The organism is Bradyrhizobium yuanmingense (genome assembly GCF_900094575.1).
In the GTDB taxonomy this organism is placed as follows: Bacteria; Pseudomonadota; Alphaproteobacteria; order Rhizobiales; family Xanthobacteraceae; genus Bradyrhizobium; species Bradyrhizobium yuanmingense.
In genome coordinates this window covers 360,213-381,319 of record NZ_FMAE01000006.1, presented here as the reverse complement: position 1 = coordinate 381,319, position 21,107 = coordinate 360,213, and the positions used below count along the sequence as shown (strand labels likewise).

Below are 21,107 nucleotides of genomic sequence, written 5' to 3'. Positions count from 1 at the left end.
GCGCGCTGATTTCGGGAGATGTCGAGGACATGCGCGTTTCCAGAGTCACGATCAGCGATGTGACCTTTGCGGCCGATCTCTCCGGCGCGCTGTTCTGGGACGAGCAGCGCCTGCTCGTCGTCTCCGACCTGCATCTCGAGAAAGGCTCGAGCTTCGCTACGCGCGGCGTATTGCTGCCGCCTTACGATACCATTGCGACGCTCGGCCGGCTCGCTGCTGTCATCTCCCGCCATGATCCGCGAGTGGTCATCGCGCTCGGCGACAGTTTTCACGACCGCAGCGCGCATGAGCGCCTGTCCGCCGAGGACCGCGACGCCTTGGCCGCACTCCAGACCGGCCGCGACTGGATCTGGATTTCCGGCAATCACGACCCCATGCTGCCGCGCGATCTCGGCGGCACCATCGCGGACGAAGTCGCAATCGGCCCGATCACCTTCCGCCACGAGCCGACCGGCGCCCACGGCGAGATCGCCGGCCATCTGCATCCGAAGGCGCGTGTCTCGGCGCGTGGCCGCTCGATGGAGCGCCGCTGCTTCGCCAGCGACGGGATGCGGGCGGTGATGCCGGCATTCGGTGCTTACGCGGGGGGCCTCAGCGTCCGCGATCCAGCCTTCGCAAAGATCTTTCCGGCGAATGGCTTTGTCGCCCATCTCCTCGGCGACCGCCGCGTCCACGCCATTGCGGCCTCGCGCTGCCATTGAGGCGCCGGCTGCATTAGGACAGCACTACGACCGGTATTTTTCCGGAATCGCGCAAAGCCCGCTGTCGGTATTAACGTCCGCGCTTGCCGGGGCTGGATTTCATCCCGAACAAGATTGCAACCGGCAAAGGGGTCGCCTCGGGCGGCCCCTTTCGATTCCACGCGCGCCCAGAACAAATTAAGAACACTTTAGCAAGTCTTTGATATATCATTGTGATTCGGCGTCTCGCCGATACAATATCTAGCGTCTGTCCGACTTTGCGAGGACTACATGTCCACCATTGCCTTCGACCAGTTTGCCCTCACCCGGATCGCCGATTTCGCGCGCTCGCTGTCACGGCTGCATCAGGCCGCGCGGCGCCAGAGGGTCGATGACGACCAGTTCGACCGCGAGTTCAACGCGGTGTGCCAGTCGATCTGGGGCTACACCATCGACGATGTCAGCGACGATCTGTTCTCGTCCGAGGATCATCTGTTTCTCGACACGCTGGACGAAGCGCATGCGCGCATCTTCGCGGCGGAGCAGGGCTATGACCTCGTCGGCGATCAGGGCATGCTGACCGATTGGTGGGGCTTCTGCTGGATGATCCTGGCCGAGAAGCGCGGCCTCCTGACGCCGGAGAACCGCGCCTCCGCGCGCGCCGCGATCGAGGAGAAATATCTGGCGGCGCCGAATGTGATCGGCGTGATCATCGGGAGGTAGTGCCGCAAATTCCGTCATTGCTTCGCTACGCTCGCAATGACGGTGTGGTTACAGGTGAGGCTTAATCCAACCCCGCCCGCTTCGCCGGCTTCGCGGCGGTCTTCGGCACTGTCACGTCCGGCAGCGGCTCGCGCACGATCTCGTTTGACGCTGGCGCATCTGCCGACACCGTCTCGGCGCGCACCGGCGCCACCTTCATCTCGCCGAGCCGCGCTCGAACCTGCGCGGTGAGGCCGGGATAGGAGGCAACCGGGGTGAAATCCGCAGCCTGGTCGTTGCCGACGCGGACGCCGGTATAGGCGACGAGGCCGTCGCTGGTGGCGATCACGTCGCCGGCCTTCAGGGAGGAATCCAGCGCAAGGTCGACCGGGGCAAGACCGACGGGTTCACGGCCGTTGCAGGTGCAGTCGGCGCGCAGCGCCTTGCGGTAGGCGAACGCGTTCTCGCTGTCGGCGTAGCGCTCGCCGGTCTGTGAATAGGCACCGTCGATCGACGAGCCGAAATAGACCTTGGTCGCGCTGGCAGGACAGAACGCCTGACACATCTGCGCGGGTGAGACGAGACCGCGCATCAGCGGAAAGTATTTCCCGTCGCAACTGCGTACGCAGAAGGCCGGTCCCGAGCCACCGGCCGCGGCCGAGCGGGTCGGCGGCACATATTGCGGCGTGGCGCCATTCTGCTGGCTGCTGAAGGGATCGACGTGGGAGTTCGCCGGCGGCACCTCGCGCTGCGGCCGCTGCTGCATTCCGCCGAAGAGGAAATCGAACAGGCCTTCGGCTGCAACCGAGGTCGGCGCCGCCAGCAGCGGCGCTGCCAGCATGGCGGCCACAAGCGAAGCGCGACGCCGCCGGCGCGCATGGGACATGACTGTACGCAATGCTTACTCCACCCGACGCTACTGAATCGGCTGGGACCGAGCGATCTCAGCACACGATTCACCATAAAGCGGGATGGTAAATGAGCAGTTGAGCGTAGGCGGTTTCAAGACGAGGCGGTGGCCTCTTTAAGGCTGGGCGCAGCTTTGGACGGGTGGTTGCTACCGGGACACATTGAGGCATGACGGCGGAGAAATTTCCGCCACTTCACCCCTTCAAGAATTCCGACGCCTTGTACAGCGAGCGGAACGGCAGGCCAGCCGCACCGAACGTGTCGGTGGCGCCTTCCTCGCGATCGACCATGGTCAGCACCAGCACGACATTGGCCCCGGCCTCGCGCACCGATTCCACCGCCTTCATCGCCGAGCCGCCCGTGGTGGTGACGTCCTCGACGATCACGACGCGCTTGCCCGCCAGCGTCTCGCCCTTGGGCAGGCCCTCGATCGCGAGCTTCGCGCCGTGCTCCTTCGGCTTCTTGCGCACGAAGAAGGCCGCGATCGGATGACCCTTGATCCAGGAGATCTGCGCCAGCGCGCCGGCGAGCGGCACCGCGCCCATCTCGAGACCGCCGATGAAATCGAGCTGGTCGTCCTTGAGCGCCTCGTAAGTCAGCTCGGCGAGCAGCGTTGCGCCCTCGGGGTCGAGCATGGTCGGCTTGAGGTTGAAGTAGAAATCGCTCTTGCGGCCCGACGCGAGCGTCACCTCGCCGCGGCCGAATGAGCGCCGGCGGATGATCTCGAACAGGCGGGCGCGGGAGGCGGATTTCGACACGGCGGTCCCTCAAACAGCGTTTTTGGTGGGGGCGGAATTTATCCGCGACCGACGCGACATTCCAGAGGGGGCGTCTCCCGTCAACAGGGATCGGCCATCCCGGCCCAAAGGTTGTGAGGGCGCAACCTTCTGGAGTAGGTGAGGGGGCAAGCCTTCGGGCAAGCCTCTTGGGGAAGGACACGGAATGACCATCGAGCTCTATACCTGGAACACGCCGAACGGCCGCAAGATCTCGGTCGCGCTGGAGGAGATGGGGCTGCCCTATAAGGTGATCCCGGTGAACATCACCAAGGGCGAGCAGATGGCGCCCGAGTTCCTCAACCTCTCGCCCAACAACAAGATCCCCGCGATCGTCGACCCCGAGGGGCCTGAGGGCAAGCCCGTCAGCATCTTCGAATCCGGCGCGATCCTGCTCTATCTCGGCGAAAAGACCGGCAAATTCCTGCCGAAATCGCTTATCCAGCGCATTCCGGTCTACGAATGGCTGATGTGGCAGATGGGCGGCTTCGGCCCGATGCCCGGCCAGGTACACCATTTCATCGCACTCGAGAACGAGCAGGACCGGGCCTACGGCCTGAAGCGCTTCATGGCCGAGACCCGCCGGCTCTACGGCGTGCTCGACCGCCGCCTGGAGGGGCGCGACTTCGTCGCCGGCGAGCTCTCGGTTGCCGATTTTGCCATCCTGGGCTGGGCCTGGCGCCATCCTCGCCACAAGGTTGATCTGGCCGACTTCCCCAACGTCAAGCGCTGGTACGAGGCCCTGATGGCGCGCCCGGCCGTGAAGCGGGGGATGGAGGCGAAGCTGGATTGAGCTCTCTTCTCCCTCTCCCCGTTCTTACGGGGAGAGGGTTGGGGTGAGGGGCCTCTCTCCCCATGCGAGATGGTCGAGAGACCTGTACCCCCTCACCCGAATTCGATCTGCGATCGAATTCGACCTCTCCCCGCAGGCGGGGAGAGGTGAAGACCATCCTCACACCCTCTTCGCTTCGACCGCCATCCGCACCGCGAGCCCGGCCAGCACGGTGCCCATCAGCCAGCGTTGCACCAGCATCCAGCTCGGCCGGTTCGCCAGGAACAGCGCGATCGATCCGGCCGCGAGCGCGATCATCGCGTTGACGCTGACGCTGATCGCGATCTGGATCGCGCCCAGCACCACCGACTGCGTGAGCACGCTGCCCGCTGTGGGATCGATGAACTGCGGCAGCAGCGCCAGATACAGCATCGCGATCTTCGGGTTGAGCAGGTTGGTGATGAAGCCCATCACGAACAATTTGCGCGGGCTGTCGACCGCGAGCTTCCTCACCTGGAACGGCGAGCGTCCGCCCGGCTTCACCGCCTGCCAGGCGAGCCACAGCAAATAGCCGGCACCGGCAAAGCGCAGCGCGTCATAGGCGAAAGGAATGGCGAGCAACAGCGCCGTGATACCGAACGCCGCGCACAGCATGTAGAACACGAAGCCGAGCGCCACGCCGCCGAGCGAGACGATGCCGGCCGCGCCGCCTTGCGTGATCGAGCGCGAGATCAGGTAGATCATGTTCGGTCCCGGCGTGAGCACGAGGCCGAGGCTGACGAGGGCGAAGCCGAGCAAGGCGTAGGTGTGGGGCATGGTTGAACCGGTGCGGGAGATGCAAAGGTTCTAATACGCGCGGGATCGCGCTGCCATCGCGCAATTGCTCGGAGGACAATCGAGGTCTTGCGCCGGTGTGCTCCCTCGCCCCGGTTCTTACGGGGCCGGGACGAGCTTCGCTCGCCCTGAGAGGGTTGGGGTGAGGGGCTTTCTCCACACGGGCGGTCGTCGATAGACCTGCACCCCCTCACCCGGATCGGAAGGGCGATCCGACCTCTCCCCGCAAGCGGGGAGAGGTAAGGAAGTGCGCTAATGCGCCTCGTCCCAATTGTTCGCGGCGCGGGCGTCGACATGCAGCGGCACCGAGAGCAGCACGGCCGGGAACGGCGCATCCTGCATCACCTTCTGCACGACGGGGAGCGTTGCCTCGACCTCGTCGTCCGGCACCTCGAAGATCAATTCGTCGTGCACCTGGAGCAGCATTTGCGCCGAGAGCTTCTTCTCGGTGAGCGCATCCTCCACGCGCGTCATGGCGCGGCGGATGATGTCGGCGGCGGTGCCCTGAAGCCGCGCGTTGATCGCGGCGCGCTCGTTGAAGGCGCGCACCGAGGCATTCGAAGCCTTGATGTCGGGGTAGTGGCACTTGCGGCCGAACAGCGTGGTGACGTAGCCGTGGTTGCGGCAGAAATCGCGCGTCTCGTCCATATAGGCGCGGATGCCGGGGAACCGCTCGAAATACTTCTTGATGTAGGCGGAGGCTTCCTCGCGCGCGATGCCGAGCTGGTTGGCGAGGCCGAAGGCGGAGATGCCGTAGATGATGCCAAAATTGATCGCTTTCGCGCGGCGGCGGATCTCGCTCGGCATGCCCTTGATCGGCACACCGAACATTTCCGACGCGGTCATGGCGTGAATGTCGAGCCCATCGCGGAACGCCTGCTTCAGCACCGGAATGTCGGCGATCTCGGCCAGCAGCCGCAGCTCGATCTGTGAATAATCGGCCGAGACCAGCTTGTGCCCGGGCGTGGCGATGAAGGCGCGGCGGATCTTGCGGCCGTCCTCGGTACGCACCGGAATGTTCTGCAGGTTCGGCTCGTTCGACGACAAGCGCCCCGTCGTGGTCGCAGCCAGCGCGTAGGTGGTGTGCACGCGGTGGGTCTGCGGGTTGACGTAGGTCGGCAGCGCGTCGGTGTAGGTCGATTTCAGCTTGGAGACCTGGCGCCACTCCAGAATCTTCTTCGGGAAGTCGTGGCCCTGCTCGGCGAGCTCGTCGAGCACCTGTGCGGTGGTCGACCACGCGCCGGTCTTGGTCTTGGTGCCGCCAGGCAATCCCATCTTACCGAACAGGATGTCGCCGATCTGCTTGGGGCTGCCGACATTGACCGGCTCGCCCGCGATCTCCTGGATCTCGGCCTCGACGCGCGCTGCGGTCTGGGCGAAGTCGCCGGACAGACGCGACAGCACCTGGCGATCGATCGAGATGCCGCGCCGCTCCATACGCGCAAGCACGGAGACCAGCGGCCGCTCCAGCGTCTCGTAGACCGCACTCATGTGCTCGGAAACCAGGCGCGGCTTCAGCACGCGCCACACCCGCAACGCGATGTCGACGCTTTCGGCTGACAGCGGTGCGGCCTTGTCGATCGGCACCTGGTCGAAGGTGATCTTGCCCTTGCCGCTGCCGAGCAGCTCGCTGTCCTTCAGCATGGCATGGCCGAACCAGCGCTCCGACAACGATTCCAGCGCATGCGAGCCGCGGCCGGCATCGAGCACGTAGGAGATCAGCAGCGCATCGTCGATGTTGCGCAGGGTGATGCCGTGCTGCGCCAGCATCACGGCCGTGAACTTGACGTCGAAGCCGATCTTGAGGATGCCCGCCGATTCCAGCACCGGCCGCAGCGCTTGCAGCGCGTCGTCATGCTTGACCTGGTCCGGCGCGAGGCCGGCATCGAACAGGCCGGCGCCGCCGCCGGATTGCTTGTGCGCCAGCGGCACGTAGCAGGCCTCGTTCGGCGCCAGTGCCAGCGCGATGCCGCAGAGATCGGCCTGCATCGGATCGATCGAGCTCGCTCTTGTCTCGATCGCGACATGGCCGGCGTCATGGATGCGCGCAATGAAGGCGTCGAGCTCCTTCAGCGTCTTGATGGTCTGGTATTTGCCTCGATCGACCGGAAGCTTGCGCAGCGCCTCTTCGCGCGCGGCGGCGAGGGAGATCGGTGCCCCCTTCGGGCTCGCAGCCTTGTCCTCCTTGCCTGCCGACTTGTTGGGCTGGTTCGGCCGGGCCGGCGCCGGAGTTCCCGTGCCCGGTGTGGGCACCACGTCCGAGGGCGGCAACGTCGTGAATACGCTGGCGCCGCTGGCATAGCCGGGATCGGCATCGATATTGGCGGGATCGATCTGCGCATATTCGGCGACGCGCCGCGTCAGCGTCGTGAACTCCATCGCCTTGAGGAAGGCGATCAGCTTGCGCGCGTCGGGCTCGTGGACGGCGAGGTCGTCCAGCGGCACCTCCAGCTCGACCTTGTCGTCGAGCAGCACGAGCTGCCGCGAGATGCGCGCCTTCTCCGCGTTCTCGAGCAGCGCCTCGCGCCGCTTGGGCTGCTTGATCTCGCCGGCGCGGAACAGCAATTGGTCGAGATCGCCATATTCGGTGATCAGTTGCGCCGCGGTCTTGATGCCGATGCCGGGTACGCCCGGCACGTTGTCGGTGGAATCGCCCGCGAGCGCCTGCACCTCGACCACCTTGTTCGGCGGCACGCCGAACTTCTCGATCACCTCTGATATGCCGATGCGGCGGTCCTTCATGGTGTCGTACATCGTGACGCAATCGGTGACGAGCTGCATCAGGTCCTTATCTGACGACACGATGGTGGCGCTGGCGCCGCGCTCGCAGGCTTGGCGCACATAGGTCGCGATGAGATCGTCGGCCTCGAAGCCGATCTGTTCCAGGCAGGGCAGGTCGAAGGCGCGCACGGCTTCGCGGATCAGCGCGAATTGCGGAATGAGATCGTCGGGGGCCGGCGGCCGGTGCGCCTTGTAGTCCGGATAGATCTTGTTGCGGAAGGTGATCTCCGACTTATCGAAGATGATGGCCAGATGCGTCGGCCGATTGTCCTCGGGCATCTCGCGGAGCAGCTTCCACAGCATGTTGCAGAAGCCGAGCACGGCGTTGACCTGGAGCCCGTCGGATTTGCGGTTCAGCGGCGGCAGCGCGTGATAGGCGCGGAAGATGTAGGAGGAACCATCGACCAGGAAGACGTGGTCGCCCTTTCCGGCCGCCTTTGCCGCGACCGGTTTGGCAGCAGCTGTCGCAGCTTTGGCAACAGGCTTGGTGTCAGTGGCCGCCTTGGGCGCGGCTGTGGTGTCGGCTTTGGCGCTGGTCTTCGGAGATGTCTTCGGCGAGGTTTTGGGCATGGGCCGCAATGTATGAATTTTTGCGGGCTTTGACAGCCTTGGGCAGCGGATTTTTGGCGCGATTCCCACACCATCGTCGTCCCGGACAAGCGCGCCCTAAGCGCGCGCAGATCCGGGACCCATAGCCACAGGATGTAGTTTTGCGAAGACTCGGGGTTGCCATCTCCCGCCATAACCGCTTCCTGGGGTTATGGATCCCCGCCCCGTGCGCAATTGCACACTATGGGGATGGCCTCGGGGAGGGAGCGCTACTCGGCCGCCTGCAATCGCACGCCAGGCTTCTTCGGCGCGATCCAGAATGCCTCCGGCCGCTCGAACAGGAAGCGCGCATTAAGTCGCAACGCGGCCTGCCAGATCACAAGCGATCCAAGCACGCCGGCGATAGTGACGAGCAGCGACACCGTGCCGATATCAGGAATGATGCCCGTGCGCAGCAGCAGCGTTCGCGTCGCCGCCATCGGCAGGAAGAAGGCGAGATAGATCACGATCGAATGCTCGCCGCAGAAGCGGAGGAAGTTGAGCCAGTGCGCCCGCGCGAGCAGCGTGCCCGCCGCGATGATGGCGCAGGCGCCGGCGAAGCCGAGCGCGAGCGAGACGATCGCCCACTCGCTGGCGCCCGCTGCGACGAGGCCGGCATTGATCAGCGCCCAGGCAGCGAGCGCTGCAAGCGCCAGCGCCGGATGCTTCCGCGCCTGATCCGACAGGGCGAACACGTAGGGCGCGAACAAATAGCCCGAATAGAAATAGACGAAGCGTGCGCAGAACTCGTCGATGGCGGTCCAGCCGGTCGTGATGTGCGCGGTCTCCAGCGCGGCGGCGACGAGCCAGACCGCGAGCGATGGGACCTTGCGTGTCAGTTTCGTGACGACGAAGAAGACCGGCAACAGATAGATGAACCACAGCGTGCCGAACGGCTCGATGAAGGATTCGAGATACAGCAGGCCAACATGCTGCCAGCTGGTCTCGGCCGCAAAGGCCGGGGCCTTGAAGCCGAATTGGATTGTCACCCAGACGACATAAAAATAGGCGAAATGCACCACCTTGCGGTCGAGATAGGTTCGCCAGTCCCGATCGATCACCAGAGACAGGAACAAGCCCGAAATCAGGAAGAAATCCGGCATCCGGAACGGCTTTGCGAAGGCTACGAGCACGTGCATGAACCCGGTCTGCCCGGCGGCAAGCTCCACCCCCAGCACCGAATGCATCATCACCACCATGACGATGCAGATACCCTTGGCGTAGTCGACCCAGTCGATACGCGCGCCCGAAGCGGCCGTGGAGGGGCTGGCCGCCGCGATTGTGCCTGATCGTGCCATGGTGTCCCTTTTCGAGGCGCGTTCCGCCCGTGCCTGTGCGGGCCTGGGGCAGTTTGGAGCCCAGTAGTTTCCGACTTCTTTACCGGTTCAAATCGCGGGCCGGTTTTTGCATGCGGACTGTTCCATGGCCTCGGGAAAATGCTAAACCGCCCCGGATTGGGCCGAGTTGGACGTCCGTTAACCAAGCTGGAACAGGATTTTTCATGCGAATTGCGATGATCGGCACGGGCTATGTGGGATTGGTGTCCGGCGCCTGCTTTGCGGATTTCGGCCACGACGTCACCTGCGTCGACAAGGACGAGAGGAAGATCGCGGCACTCCATCGCGGCGAGATCCCGATCTACGAGCCCGGGCTCGACGAGCTGGTCGCGAACAACGTGAAAGCCAAGCGGCTCGACTTCACCACCGACCTGAAGCAGCCGGTCGCCGATGCTGATGCCGTGTTCATCGCGGTCGGCACGCCCTCGCGCCGCGGCGACGGACACGCCGACCTGTCTTACGTCTATGCCGCCGCGAAAGAGATCGCGCAGTCGCTGCAGGGCTTCACCGTGGTGGTGACGAAATCGACCGTGCCGGTCGGCACCGGCGATGAGGTCGAGCGCATCATCCGCGAGGCCAATCCCAAGGCCGACGTGGTTGTCGCCTCGAACCCTGAGTTCCTTCGCGAGGGCGCGGCGATCCGCGATTTCAAATTCCCGGATCGCATCGTGGTCGGCACCTCCGACGAGCGCGGCCGCAAGGTGATGGGCGACATCTACCGTCCGCTGTCGCTGAACCAGGCGCCGCTGATGTTCACCGCGCGCCGGACCGCCGAGATGATCAAATATGCCGCCAACGCGTTCCTCGCGACCAAGATCACCTTCATCAACGAGATCGCCGACCTGTCCGAGAAGGCCGGCGCCAACGTGCAGGAGGTCGCGCGCGGCATCGGTCTCGACAACCGCATCGGCACCAAATTCCTGCATGCCGGTCCCGGTTTCGGCGGCTCGTGCTTCCCGAAGGACACGAAGGCCCTGATCAAGATCGCGCAGGACTACGACGTCTCCCTGCGCATCGTCGAATCGGTACTGGCGGTCAACGAGAACCGCAAGCGCGCGATGGCGCGCAAGGTGAGCCAGGCGCTCGGCGGCAATCTGCGCGGCAAGACCGTCGCGGTGCTCGGCCTCACCTTCAAGCCCGACACCGACGACATGCGCGATGCGCCGTCGATCCCGCTGGTAACGGGCCTGATCGACATGGGCGCGAAGGTGAAGGCGTTCGATCCCGTCGGCATGGAGCAGGCCAAGGGCGAATTGCCCGATATCACCTATTGCGAGGACGCCTATGCCTGCGCGCAAGGCGCCGACGCTCTCGTCATCGTCACCGAATGGGTCCAGTTCCGCGCGCTCGATCTCGACCGGTTGAAGGCGACCATGGCGCAGCCGGTCGTCGTCGACCTCCGCAACATCTACCGCCCCGAAGACATGGAAGCCGCCGGCTTCGTCTACGAGAGCGTCGGTCGGCCGGCGGTGCAGGGCTGATCGTTCCCAGCTCCACATAAATTCGTCATGGCCGGGCTTGTCCCGGCCATCCACGTCTGTTTTCTGGTCGAGGACGTGGATGCCCGGGACAAGCCCGGGCATGACGAGTGGATAGATCTTGCCCCGCAGTTTCGACACGCCCCTCCCGATCGATGCCGTGCTCGACGATTTGTCGCGTACGCTGGAGGCTAGCAACGCCGCAGTGCTGGTGGCCCCTCCCGGCGCCGGCAAGACCACGCGCGTGCCGCTGGCCTTGCTCGATGCGCCCTGGGCCAAGGACAAGAAGATCATCGTGCTGGAGCCGCGCCGCATCGCCGCGCGCGCCAGTGCCGACCGCATGGCCAAATCGCTCGGCGAGCGCGCCGGCGAAACCGTCGGCTATCGGGTCCGCTTCGGCTCGAAGATCTCGCGCGCGACGCGCATCGAGGTGGTGACCGAGGGCATCTTCACCCGCCAGATCCTCGACGATCCCGAACTAACAGGCGTTGCCGCGATCCTGTTCGACGAATTCCATGAACGCTCGCTCGACGCCGACATGGGCCTCGCGCTGGCGCGTGATGCGCAAACCGGCTTGCGCGAGGATTTGCGCATCCTGGTGATGTCGGCGACGCTCGACGGTGCGCGGGTGGCAAGGCTGCTCGGCGATGCCCCCGTCGTCGAGAGCGAGGGCCGTGCGTTTCCGGTCGAGACACGCTATCTCGGCCGCAAGGCGGACGCGCCGATCGAGCGGCAGATGGCGGATGCGATCGCATCTGCGCTGCGCGCCGATAGCGGCTCGGTGCTGGCCTTCCTGCCAGGCGCCGCCGAGATCCGCCGCACGCAGAATTTCCTCTCCGAGCGCGTGCAGGACGCCTCCGTCGAGATCGTGCCGCTGTTCGGCGCGCTCGATGCCGCCGTGCAGGATCGCGCCATCGCGCCGGCACCCAAGGGCACGCGCAAGGTGGTGCTGGCAACCTCGATCGCGGAGACCTCGCTCACCATCGAGGGCGTGCGTATCGTCGTCGATAGCGGTCTTGCCCGCGTGCCGCGCTATGAGCCCGATATCGGCCTGACCCGGCTCGAGACCGTGCGCGCCTCGCGCGCGGCGGTGGACCAGCGCCGCGGCCGTGCCGGCCGCACCGAGCCCGGCGTCTGCTACCGGCTCTGGGACGAGCCGCAGACCGCATCGCTCGCGCCGTACACCCAGCCGGAAATCCTCAGCGCCGACCTGTCCTCGCTGGTGCTCGATCTGGCGCAATGGGGCGTCAGCGATCCCGCGGCTCTATCGTTCCTCGATCCGCCGCCGCAGCCGGCCTGGAAGGAAGCCAAGAGCCTGCTGAGCGAGCTCAACGCGCTCGACGGCGACGGCCGCATCACCGCCGAAGGCAAGAGTTTGCGTGCGCTGGCGCTGCCGCCTCGGCTGGCGCGCATGATCGTGGATTCGCATCGCGCCGGCGAGGGCCAGGCCGCCGCCGAGATCGCGGCCATCATCACCGAGCGCGGCCTTGGCGGCGACAGCGTCGATCTCGAGCACCGCCGCGACCAGTTCCACCGCGACCGCTCACCACGCGCGGCAAGCGCGCGCGATCTCGCGCACCGCTGGGCTTCGCAGGTCGCGGCGTCGGAGAAGGTGGCGCAGCAGGAGGATCTGTCGACCGGCCTGATGCTCGCCTATGCGTTCCCGGACCGCGTCGCGCGCACTCGCGGCAATGGCAGCTTCGTGCTGGCCAACGGTCGCGGCGCCTCTGTCGAGCAGACCTCCTCGCTCGCCCGTGCGCCCTACATCGCGATCGGTGAGATGACCGGGACGGCGGCGAGCGGACGCATCCTGCTCGCTGCACAAATCACCGAGGACGAGATCGAGCAACATTTCGCCGAGCATATCGAGACCGCCGACGAGATCTCCTTTGATCGCGGCGCGATGGCGCTGCGGGCGCGGCGCAAGCGCGTGCTGCACGCGATCACTCTGTCTGAGGCAACGCTTTCAGTATCGCCCTCGGAGGAGACCGCGCGCATCTTTGCCGACGGACTGATTGCGGCCGGCCTCGACCGGCTGCCCTGGTCGAAAGCCGCCAAGCAATGGCGTGATCGCGTGATGTTCCTGCGCAAGGCCGAGGGCGACAGCTGGCCCGATTTGTCCGACGACGGTCTGATCGCGCGGCGCGACGACTGGCTGGTGCCGGCGCTCTCCGACAAGATCGCGCTCAAGGACATCTCCGCGGGCGATCTCTCCGACGCCCTGATGGCGCTCTTGCCCTGGGAGATGCGCACGCGGCTCGACCGCGAGGCGCCGACGCATTTCGAGGCGCCGACCGGCACTATGCTCGCGATCGACTACGAGGCCGAGCAGGGACCGACCATCGCGGTGCGGCTGCAGGAATTGTTCGGCCTCAACACCCATCCCTCGATCGCCGCCGGCAAGGTGCCGCTGGTGCTGGAATTGCTGTCGCCGGCCCAGCGTCCGGTGCAGGTGACGCGCGATCTGCCCGGCTTCTGGCGCGGCAGCTACGCCGCCGTCCGCTCCGACCTGCGCGGCCGCTACCCGCGTCACCCCTGGCCCGACGATCCCGCGAGCGCCGTGCCGACAAGGCGGGCGAAGCCGCGCGGGACGTGAGAACTCGCAACCGGCATTAACCCTCCGCTCATCCTTTTCGTCAAAATGACAGGAGCCCCGGCGTGCCTTCGCTCGCCGCCGGCCTCGTCGCGTGATGAAATCGAGCTTTCGGCTCGGAAGTGGTGTGATGCGTAACATTATGATCATCGCGGCCGTCATGATCGGCCTCGGCACCTTCATGGCGCAGATGGCGGACAAGATGAGCTCGGCTTCCGCCACGTCAGTGCCGCGCACGACGGTCGCAGTCGCGGCCACAGCGCCGGCCGGCGGCCGCAGCCTGGCCATTGCCCGTGACGCCCGCGGTCATTTCCAGACCGAGGGCCGGATTGACGGCCAGCGCATCGGCTTCATGATCGATACCGGCGCCTCCGTCGTTGCGCTGAACGAGACCTCGGCCGCCCGGTTTGGTCTCCGTCCCTCGCGCGGCGAGTACAACGCCACCGTCTCCACCGCCAACGGCACCATCAAGGCCGCGCGCACCCGCATCGCCATGCTCGACGTCGGCGGTCTCATCGTGCGCGACGTCGATGCCATGGTCCTGCCAGACGAGGCGCTGTCGGAGAACCTGCTTGGCCTCTCCTTTCTGTCCCGCCTGAAGCGTTTTGAGTACGCCAACGGGCAGATGGTGCTGGAGCAGTAGAGGCGCGCCTCCCGCGCGATCGCGCGGTCGCCAATTTCAAGAAGATGATATCCTTGCTCCGGCCGCCCTCCCGGTAACGTTTCTTCGTTACCAAACTGCCGCAATTATCGGCCATAAGCCTTCATTCCCGCCTTTCGCTGCGGTTTGGCATTCGCTAAGCCTGCAGCAACTCCCGCCCCCCTTTCACGAGACCGACTCAATGTTCCCGAAGCCGAAATCCGTATTGTTGCCCAACACCTACGCCTTCGAATCCGAGCCGATGGTGAAGCCGACGGGCTTTCGCGAATACGACGCGCGCTGGTTGTTCCAGAAGGAAATCAACCTGATGGGTGTGCAGGCGCTCGGCATGGGGCTCGGCGCGCTGATCGCCGAGCTCGGCGTCAAACAGGAGATCATCACCGGCCACGATTTCCGCGGCTACTCGGCCTCGATCAAATACGCGCTGATCTCCGGCCTGATGGCGGCGGGCTGCAAGGTGCACGATATCGGTCTTGCGGTGACGCCGATGGCCTATTTCGCGCAGTTCGATCTCGACGTGCCCGCCGTTGCGATGGTTACGGCCTCCCACAACGACAATGGCTGGACCGGCGTGAAGATGGGCGCCAACCGCCCGCTGACCTTCGGCCCTGACGAGATGACGCGGCTGAAGGAGATCGTCCTGAACGCGGAATTCAAGAACAAGGCCGGGGGCTCCTACCAGTTCCACGAGAACTATCCGGCGCGCTACATCGCCGACCTCACCTCTCGTCCGAAGCTCAAGCGCAAGCTCAAGGTGGTCGCGGCCTGCGGCAACGGCACCGCCGGTGCGTTCGCGCCGCAGGTGCTGGAAGCGATCGGCTGCGAGGTGATCCCGCTCGACACCGAGCTCGACCACACCTTCCCGAAATACAATCCGAATCCGGAAGACATGGAGATGCTGCACGCGATCCGCGACGCGGTGTTGCAGCACAAGGCCGATGTCGGCCTTGGTTTCGACGGTGACGGCGACCGCTGCGGCGTGGTCGACAACACCGGTGAGGAGATCTTTGCCGACAAGGTCGGCGTGATGCTGGCGCGAGACATGTCGGCGATCCACAAGGACGCGCAGTTCATCGTCGACGTGAAGTCCACCGGCCTGTTCATCACCGATCCCGTGCTGCAGAAGCAGGGCGCAAAGACCGCCTATTGGAAGACCGGTCATTCCTACATGAAGCGCCGCACCAACGAGACCGGCGCGCTCGCGGGCTTCGAGAAGTCCGGCCACTTCTTCTTCAACAAGCCCTATGGCCGCGGCTATGACGACGGCCTGGTCTCGGCGCTCGCGATCTGCGACATGCTCGACCGCGCGCCCGGCAAGTCGATGGCCGATCTGAAGAACGCGCTGCCGAAGACCTGGTCGTCGCCGACCATGTCGCCGCATTGCGCCGACGAGACCAAATACGGCGTCATCGACAAGGTGGTGAAGCACTTCGAAGGCCTGCAAGCAAAGGGTGCGAAGATCGGGGGGCAGGCGATCCGCGATCTCGTCACCGTCAACGGCGTGCGCGTCACGGTCGAGGACGGCAGCTGGGGCCTGGTGCGCGCCTCGTCCAACAAGCCCGAGCTCGTCGTCGTGGTCGAAAGCCCGGTCTCGGAGCAGCGCATGCACGACATGTTCGAGATGGTGAACAGCGTGCTGCGCACGCATCCCGAAGTCGGCGAGTACAATCAGAAGATTTGAGGAGCACCTGAGAGAGGCGATCCGTCCCTCTCGCTCCGCTGTCATGCCCCGGCTTGACCGGGGCATCCAGTACCCCGCGGCTTCTCGATTCTATCACCGGCGTCTCTGGAATACTGGATCGCCCGATTAAATCGGGCGATGACACTTTCCGTGTGGCGTAAATTAAGCCGCCACCACCGCCGGGATCGGTAGCGCCGTCACCGACTTGATCTTCTCCATCGCGAAGCGCGAGGTGACGTTCTTCAGCGGCACGGCGCTGATCAGCTTCTTGTAGAACACGTCATAGGCCTGCATGTCCGCGACCACGACGCGCAGCATGTAATCGACGTCGCCGGCCATGCGATAGAACTCCATCACCTCCGGCATCGCGCTGACGGCCTCGGCGAATCGCTTCAGCCAAGCATCCGAATGGTCGGAGCTCTCGACCGACACGAACACGGAGATGCCGAGCCCGATCTTGTTCTGGTCGACGAGGGCGACGCGCTTGATGATCACGCCGTCGGCCTCCAGGCGCTGGATGCGCTTCCAGCAGGGGGTCGAGGACAGGCCGACTCGGTCGCCGATCTCGGCGACGGAGAGGGAGGCGTCTTCCTGGAGCACCATCAGGATCTTGCGGTCGATGGCGTCGAGGCGGCGGCTGGTCTCGGGAATCTGGACGGCGACATCAGTCATTTGAAGAACTTTGTTTCATTTCAGGGGCAGATTTCCCTGATATAGAGAAAATCTTTCCACGGCAAGCCCATAATCTCGGCGCGTCAGTGGAATCGCTCTAGAGCTTGCCTTGTAAAAGCTCTTCAACTTCAGCGCGTTGCGGGGCGGCCAGCCCGCCGCCATGGCGAGTGCATTTCAGCGCCGCGGCGGCTGCGGCGAATCGCATCGCTTCCCGCAACCCCTTGCCCTCGGCGAGGCCGAGAGCGAATGCGCCATGGAAGACGTCGCCGGCGCCGAGCGTATCGACCGCCTGGACCGGGAAGGCTGGTGTTTCCTCCAGCGTGCCCGCCTGGTTCAGCCAGATCGCGCCGCGCGGGCCCCTTGTGGCCGCGAGGAAGGCGGGCGTCAGCTCCGCCAGGCGCTTCAAGGCCGCGCCGTCGTCAGCGATGCCGGCCGTCTCCTGCAGCTGGGCGCTGGCGAACAGCAGATGCGAGGCGGCCGTGAGCAGGCCGTCCTCCAGCGCCATCGCGCGGTCGACGCCGACGATGACGGGAATGCCGCGCCGGCGTGCCTCGGCGCAAAGCGAGGTGGCGAACGCCGCGCAGCGGCTCTCGACGAGCACCGCCTGACAATCGGCGACAAGCGCATCGGCCTCGGGCAGCCTCACGGTCCACAGCGCGGGATCGCGATAGATGGTGAGCGTCCGCTCGCCGGAGGGCTCGATCATGATCGCCGAGACCGGCGTGCTCAGGCCAGGCATGCGCACGATGTGCCTGGTCTCGATGCTCTCTTGCGCCATCTGCGCGAGAATGAAAGCGCTCGACGTCTCCCGCGCATCACCCATCGGCCCTGCGAAGGCGACGCGGCCGCCGAGCCGCGCCATCGCGATCGCGGCGTTGAGCGCGTTGCCGCCGCAGATCTCGGCGAGATGGCTGGCGTTCGCCTTGCCGCCGCGTTCGGGCAAGGCCTCGACGCGCAGGATGAGGTCGCGCACCGGCATGCCGATGCAGAGGATGCGCGGCGCGATCCCGGCCATCGTCGGCTCGGCTCAGGCGCTGCTCTTGTCGTGCACCCAGCGGCCGAGCAGATGATGGGCGATGGCGAAGGGATGCGGACCGGCGAGCCCGTCAGGATGCGTCCGCGTCAGCATCTTCGCCGCCTCCTCGCGCGTGAACCAGCGCGCGTCTTCCAGCTCCATCCGATCGACGACGATGTCCTCGTTCAACGCCCGCGCGCTGCAGCCGATCATCAGCGACGACGGATAGGGCCAGGGCTGGGTCATGTAGTATTGCACGTCGGTGCAGCGGATCCCGGACTCCTCAAAGATCTCGCGGCGCACCGCGTCCTCGATGGTCTCGGCCGCCTCGACGAAGCCGGCGAGGCAGGAATACATCCCTGCCGGAAACTGCTTCTGGCGTCCGAGCAGGCACTTGTCGCCGGACGCCACCAGCATGATCACGACCGGATCGGTGCGCGGAAAATGCTCGGCCTTGCAACTCGGGCAGTCGCGCTTCCAGCCGCCTTCCTTCATGCTGGTGCGTACGCCGCAATTGGCGCAATAGCCGTGGCGCTGATGCCATCCCACCATCGACTTCGCCATCGCGACGGCCGAGAGCTCCTCGGGCGGGATCGCGCCCTGCATCGCCATGCCGCGCAGCTCGGTCACGGTATAATCCTCGCGGCCGACCAGCTTCTCGGCGGCGGCCTGCGACAGGCCCATGCCGAACACGGCCGCACCGTCGCGAAGCCCGAGGAACACCGTGCCGGGATTGGCGCCGCATTTCAGCGCTTCGTCGATTCCGAGCAGCGCGCGCACCTTGTCGCCCTCGCGCTTTACCAGCAGCGAGTCGCGATAGACCACGTAGGCGCGCGAGGACGGCTTCTGCTCCAGCGCGAACAGCTTTTCGTCGTCGCGGCGCAGATGCGCGGCGCGGTCGAGGACGTTGGTGACGAAGGCCGGCTGCCCCAGCGGAAACGCGTTGAATGCTGACATTATTGTTCTTTCAACCCAACCAGATCTTGCGGCGAAGCGCGCTGATGAAATTCTGAACCTCCGCGGCGTCGTGTGCCAGCGGCGGCATCACGCCCCACACCGGCCGCGGCCAGGCGGCGTCACTGGTGCGGCGTGCGATGATGTGGACATGCAGCTGCGGCACGAGGTTGCCGAGCGCGGCGATGTTGAGCTTGTCGCATTTGCTGATCTCCTTCAGCGCGCGCGAGACGCGGGAGATCTCCGTCATCAGCTGCGCCTGCTGCACCTCGTCGAGATCGATGATCTCGACCGTGTCGGCGCGCCGCGGCACCAGCAGCAGCCAGGGATAATGCGCGTCCTTGATGACCAGCACCTTCGACAGCGGCAGGTCGCCGATATCGATGGTGTCCTCTTTCAGGCGGGAGTGCAGCGACCAGGCGGGTTCGGGCATGAAGGCTTCTCTGGATTGATTCTTACCGTCGCAGAGACCACGCCCCCAGACAACATCCGTATGCGCCGTGGTCCTTATGCGTCGGACCCGGTGGGGCAGGCCGAATGAGGGCGAATTCGGCGCCGGAAGTCCCCAAGCGCCGTCGGAACAGCCCCAGACCCCGCTTGCTTTCCGCTCCCTTTGGCCCCAAATAGGGACCGGGAGATTGGCGGTGGACGAGCCACTCGCCAACCGGGTCAGGTCCGGAAGGAAGCAGCCCTAACGAGGTCCGGATCGGGTCGCTCGTCAGTCTCCTACCTGTTTTTCGAGCGAACCAGCGCCGGCGGCACCAGCCGCCAGCGCGCTCCTTTCCGCAAAAGCCGGCCAAGAGACATTTCATTGCGGATCGACCGATGACCGACGCTGGCGCCCCTCCCGATCCCGATAGCGCCGGCCAGGCCGGCAATGCGCCCTACCGGGTGCTGGCGCGCAAATACCGCCCATCCTCGTTCGACGACCTGATCGGCCAGGAGGCCGTGGTCCGTACCGTCTCCAATGCGTTCGAGACCGGCCGCATTCCGCAGGCCTGGATTCTCACCGGCGTCCGCGGGGTCGGTAAGACCACCACCGCGCGCATTCTCGCCCGCGCACTCAACTACGAGATGCCGGATGGATCGGTGAAGGGGCCGACCATCCACATGCCGTCCTTGGGCGTGCATTGCCAGGCGATCATGGAAAGCCGGCACATGGACGTGCTGGAGATGGACGCGGCCTCGCATACCGGCGTCGACGACGTCCGCCAGATCAATGACAGCGTGCGCTATGCCCCGGCCAGCGCCCGCTACAAGGTCTACATCATCGACGAAGTCCACATGCTGTCGACGGCGGCGTTCAACGCCTTCCTGAAGACGCTGGAGGAGCCGCCGGAGCACGCCAAGTTCGTGTTCGCGACCACCGAGATCCGCAAGGTTCCGGTCACCGTGCTGTCGCGCTGCCAGCGCTTCGACCTGCGCCGCGTCGAGGCCGACGTGCTGATGAAGCACCTCGCCAGCATTGCGGCGAAGGAAAACGTCGAGATCGAGCCGGAAGCGCTCGGCATCATTGCGCGCGCCGCGGAGGGCTCGGTGCGCGATTCGCTGTCGCTGCTCGACCAGGCGATCGCGCATGCGGCGGGGCAGGTGAAGGCCGATGCCGTCAGGCAGATGCTGGGCCTTGCCGACCGCACCCGGGTCATCGACCTGTTCGAGTCGCTGGCGCGCGGCGACATCGCGTCCGCCTTCAAGGAGTTCCGCGACCAATACGATGTCGGCGCCGATCCCATCGTCGTGCTCTCGGACCTCGCCGAGTTCGTCAATTTCGTCACCCGTGTGAAGGTCATCCCGGCGACCGCCGACAACGTCGCCTATGGCGAGACCGAGCGGGTGCGCGCCAAGGAGTTCGCCTCCAAGATCTCGATGCGCGTGCTGTCGCGGATGTGGCAGATGCTGCTTAAGGGCATCGCCGAGGTGCAGGCCGCAACGCGTCCCGCAGCCGCGGCCGAAATGGTTCTGGTGCGCATCGCCTATGTCGCCGACCTGCCGACGCCCGACGAAGCGATCAGAATGCTCGAGCAGAACGGCGGCGGCTCGCCGGTCGTGAACGGCGGAAGTAGCGCGCGCAACGGCGCGCCGGCCGCGCCGGTTGCCTCCGCAGCGCCGATGTCAGCTGCGCCCGTGCGCATGCCGACAGCCTCGGCTCCAGCGTTTGGCGGTGGCGCCCGGCCGCAGATGGCGGCCCCCGCGCCGGATACGCAAGGGGCGGCGCCCCAGCTGCGCATCGCGAGCTTCACCCAGCTGGTTGCGCTCGCAGGGCAGAAGCGCGACATCATGACCAAGAGCGCGCTCGAAGGCGACATGCGCCTCGTCCGTTTCGAGGAGGGGCGGCTGGAAGTCGCGCTCGAGCCCAACGCTTCCAAGACCATGATCTCGGAACTTGCGAAGAAGTTCGAGCTGTGGACCGGCCGCCGCTGGACCGTGATCGTCTCCAACGAGCAGGGCCAGCCGACTTTGCGTTCGGTGAACCAGGCGGCCAAGCAGGAGCATGCCCGTACCGCGGAAGCCGATCCGCGCGTGCAGGAGGTGCTGTCGCGTTTCCCCGGCGCCAAGGTCGTCGAGGTCCGCAGGCTTGCTCCCGAGACGCCGGAAACCGATATTAACGCCGACTATGGCAGCGACGATCCGCCCGACGGTTCCGACGGCGACGATCTCTGAACCATTCTTTCCA

General features: G+C 65.5%; 17 protein-coding genes and 1 other RNA gene. 9 read left to right on the top strand and 9 right to left on the bottom strand.

The features are described from left to right. Positions 1–29 precede the first annotated feature (29 nt). Positions 30–701, top strand: a complete 672-nt coding sequence (gene pdeM, locus GA0061099_RS23185; RefSeq protein ID WP_050995974.1) for a ligase-associated DNA damage response endonuclease PdeM — start codon at positions 30–32, stop codon at positions 699–701. Positions 702–971: 270 nt separating this feature from the next. Then, positions 972–1,403, top strand: a complete 432-nt coding sequence (locus GA0061099_RS23180; RefSeq protein WP_036026470.1) for a hypothetical protein — start codon at positions 972–974, stop codon at positions 1,401–1,403. Positions 1,404–1,464: 61 nt separating this feature from the next. On the opposite strand, the gene GA0061099_RS23175 is transcribed toward GA0061099_RS23180, so the two are convergent. Further along, positions 1,465–2,268, bottom strand: coding sequence for a DUF2865 domain-containing protein (locus GA0061099_RS23175; RefSeq protein WP_036026471.1), 804 nt, complete (start codon positions 2,266–2,268; stop codon positions 1,465–1,467). A 217-nt stretch (positions 2,269–2,485) separates the two neighbouring features. Next, positions 2,486–3,049: an orotate phosphoribosyltransferase gene (gene pyrE, locus GA0061099_RS23170; protein WP_036014130.1), complete on the bottom strand. Its 564-nt coding sequence runs from the start codon at positions 3,047–3,049 to the stop codon at positions 2,486–2,488. 184 nt (positions 3,050–3,233) lie between these two features. On the opposite strand from pyrE, the gene GA0061099_RS23165 reads away from it, so the two are divergent. Then, the gene (locus GA0061099_RS23165; protein ID WP_036026473.1) at positions 3,234–3,860 is read left to right on the top strand and encodes a glutathione S-transferase family protein; all 627 of its coding nucleotides are present in this window, start codon (positions 3,234–3,236) and stop codon (positions 3,858–3,860) included. Positions 3,861–4,019: 159 nt separating this feature from the next. Here the strand turns inward: GA0061099_RS23165 and GA0061099_RS23160 are convergent, their stop codons facing one another. The 3 genes from GA0061099_RS23160 to GA0061099_RS23150 form a co-directional block, all read right to left on the bottom strand. Next, on the bottom strand, positions 4,020–4,655 hold the full coding sequence (locus tag GA0061099_RS23160) for a LysE family translocator (RefSeq protein WP_036026474.1): 636 nt from the start codon (positions 4,653–4,655) through the stop codon (positions 4,020–4,022). A 270-nt stretch (positions 4,656–4,925) separates the two neighbouring features. Further along, entirely contained in the window at positions 4,926–8,024 is a 3,099-nt protein-coding gene (gene polA / locus GA0061099_RS23155; RefSeq protein WP_036026476.1) for a DNA polymerase I, read from the bottom strand. Positions 8,025–8,272: 248 nt separating this feature from the next. Beyond that, complete coding sequence (locus GA0061099_RS23150; protein ID WP_036026477.1) at positions 8,273–9,340, bottom strand: acyltransferase family protein; 1,068 nt, start codon at positions 9,338–9,340, stop codon at positions 8,273–8,275. Positions 9,341–9,543: 203 nt separating this feature from the next. On the opposite strand from GA0061099_RS23150, the gene GA0061099_RS23145 reads away from it, so the two are divergent. The 4 genes from GA0061099_RS23145 (at position 9,544) to GA0061099_RS23130 (ending at position 15,792) form a co-directional block, all read left to right on the top strand. Then, the gene (locus tag GA0061099_RS23145) at positions 9,544–10,860 is read left to right on the top strand and encodes a UDP-glucose dehydrogenase family protein (RefSeq protein WP_036026478.1); all 1,317 of its coding nucleotides are present in this window, start codon (positions 9,544–9,546) and stop codon (positions 10,858–10,860) included. A gap of 118 nt (positions 10,861–10,978) precedes the next feature. Beyond that, positions 10,979–13,453 carry an ATP-dependent helicase HrpB gene (hrpB, locus tag GA0061099_RS23140; RefSeq protein ID WP_036026479.1) on the top strand — a complete coding sequence of 825 codons (2,475 nt, stop codon included), beginning with the start codon at positions 10,979–10,981 and terminating at the stop codon, positions 13,451–13,453. A gap of 127 nt (positions 13,454–13,580) precedes the next feature. After that, complete coding sequence (locus GA0061099_RS23135) at positions 13,581–14,093, top strand: TIGR02281 family clan AA aspartic protease (RefSeq protein WP_036026480.1); 513 nt, start codon at positions 13,581–13,583, stop codon at positions 14,091–14,093. A gap of 199 nt (positions 14,094–14,292) precedes the next feature. Next, the gene (locus tag GA0061099_RS23130) at positions 14,293–15,792 is read left to right on the top strand and encodes a phosphomannomutase/phosphoglucomutase (RefSeq protein WP_036026482.1); all 1,500 of its coding nucleotides are present in this window, start codon (positions 14,293–14,295) and stop codon (positions 15,790–15,792) included. Between the two features lie 162 nt (positions 15,793–15,954). On the opposite strand, the gene GA0061099_RS23125 is transcribed toward GA0061099_RS23130, so the two are convergent. The 4 genes from GA0061099_RS23125 to GA0061099_RS23110 form a co-directional block, all read right to left on the bottom strand. Then, positions 15,955–16,464, bottom strand: coding sequence for an Lrp/AsnC family transcriptional regulator (locus GA0061099_RS23125; protein ID WP_025032510.1), 510 nt, complete (start codon positions 16,462–16,464; stop codon positions 15,955–15,957). Between the two features lie 97 nt (positions 16,465–16,561). Further along, positions 16,562–17,479 (bottom strand): sugar kinase, encoded by a 918-nt coding sequence (locus tag GA0061099_RS23120; protein ID WP_036026485.1) that lies wholly within the window; start codon positions 17,477–17,479, stop codon positions 16,562–16,564. Between the two features lie 12 nt (positions 17,480–17,491). Continuing rightward, positions 17,492–18,436 carry an NAD(+) diphosphatase gene (nudC, locus tag GA0061099_RS23115; RefSeq protein ID WP_036026487.1) on the bottom strand — a complete coding sequence of 315 codons (945 nt, stop codon included), beginning with the start codon at positions 18,434–18,436 and terminating at the stop codon, positions 17,492–17,494. A gap of 10 nt (positions 18,437–18,446) precedes the next feature. After that, a complete protein-coding gene (locus tag GA0061099_RS23110; protein WP_036026489.1) occupies positions 18,447–18,866 on the bottom strand; it encodes an HIT domain-containing protein in 420 nt (139 codons plus the stop codon). A gap of 200 nt (positions 18,867–19,066) precedes the next feature. Here GA0061099_RS23110 and ffs point away from each other — a divergent pair. Next, positions 19,067–19,163: signal recognition particle sRNA small type (ffs, locus tag GA0061099_RS23105), an RNA gene on the top strand. Positions 19,164–19,258: 95 nt separating this feature from the next. Next, positions 19,259–21,094, top strand: coding sequence for a DNA polymerase III subunit gamma/tau (locus GA0061099_RS23100; protein ID WP_074448056.1), 1,836 nt, complete (start codon positions 19,259–19,261; stop codon positions 21,092–21,094). Positions 21,095–21,107: the final 13 nt, after the last annotated feature.

Excerpts from the sequence above, each read along its gene's own strand:
- pdeM (WP_050995974.1), top strand. The coding sequence starts at position 30 with ATGCGCGTTTCCAGAGTCACGATCAGCGATGTGACCTTTGCGGCCGAT.
- GA0061099_RS23180 (WP_036026470.1), top strand. The coding sequence starts at position 972 with ATGTCCACCATTGCCTTCGACCAGTTTGCCCTCACCCGGATCGCCGAT.
- GA0061099_RS23175 (WP_036026471.1), bottom strand. The coding sequence starts at position 2,268 with ATGTCCCATGCGCGCCGGCGGCGTCGCGCTTCGCTTGTGGCCGCCATG.
- GA0061099_RS23165 (WP_036026473.1), top strand. The coding sequence starts at position 3,234 with ATGACCATCGAGCTCTATACCTGGAACACGCCGAACGGCCGCAAGATC.
- GA0061099_RS23160 (WP_036026474.1), bottom strand. The coding sequence starts at position 4,655 with ATGCCCCACACCTACGCCTTGCTCGGCTTCGCCCTCGTCAGCCTCGGC.
- polA (WP_036026476.1), bottom strand. The coding sequence starts at position 8,024 with ATGCCCAAAACCTCGCCGAAGACATCTCCGAAGACCAGCGCCAAAGCC.
- GA0061099_RS23150 (WP_036026477.1), bottom strand. The coding sequence starts at position 9,340 with ATGGCACGATCAGGCACAATCGCGGCGGCCAGCCCCTCCACGGCCGCT.
- GA0061099_RS23145 (WP_036026478.1), top strand. The coding sequence starts at position 9,544 with ATGCGAATTGCGATGATCGGCACGGGCTATGTGGGATTGGTGTCCGGC.
- GA0061099_RS23135 (WP_036026480.1), top strand. The coding sequence starts at position 13,581 with ATGCGTAACATTATGATCATCGCGGCCGTCATGATCGGCCTCGGCACC.
- GA0061099_RS23130 (WP_036026482.1), top strand. The coding sequence starts at position 14,293 with ATGTTCCCGAAGCCGAAATCCGTATTGTTGCCCAACACCTACGCCTTC.
- GA0061099_RS23125 (WP_025032510.1), bottom strand. The coding sequence starts at position 16,464 with ATGACTGATGTCGCCGTCCAGATTCCCGAGACCAGCCGCCGCCTCGAC.
- GA0061099_RS23120 (WP_036026485.1), bottom strand. The coding sequence starts at position 17,479 with ATGGCCGGGATCGCGCCGCGCATCCTCTGCATCGGCATGCCGGTGCGC.
- nudC (WP_036026487.1), bottom strand. The coding sequence starts at position 18,436 with ATGTCAGCATTCAACGCGTTTCCGCTGGGGCAGCCGGCCTTCGTCACC.
- GA0061099_RS23110 (WP_036026489.1), bottom strand. The coding sequence starts at position 18,866 with ATGCCCGAACCCGCCTGGTCGCTGCACTCCCGCCTGAAAGAGGACACC.
- GA0061099_RS23100 (WP_074448056.1), top strand. The coding sequence starts at position 19,259 with ATGACCGACGCTGGCGCCCCTCCCGATCCCGATAGCGCCGGCCAGGCC.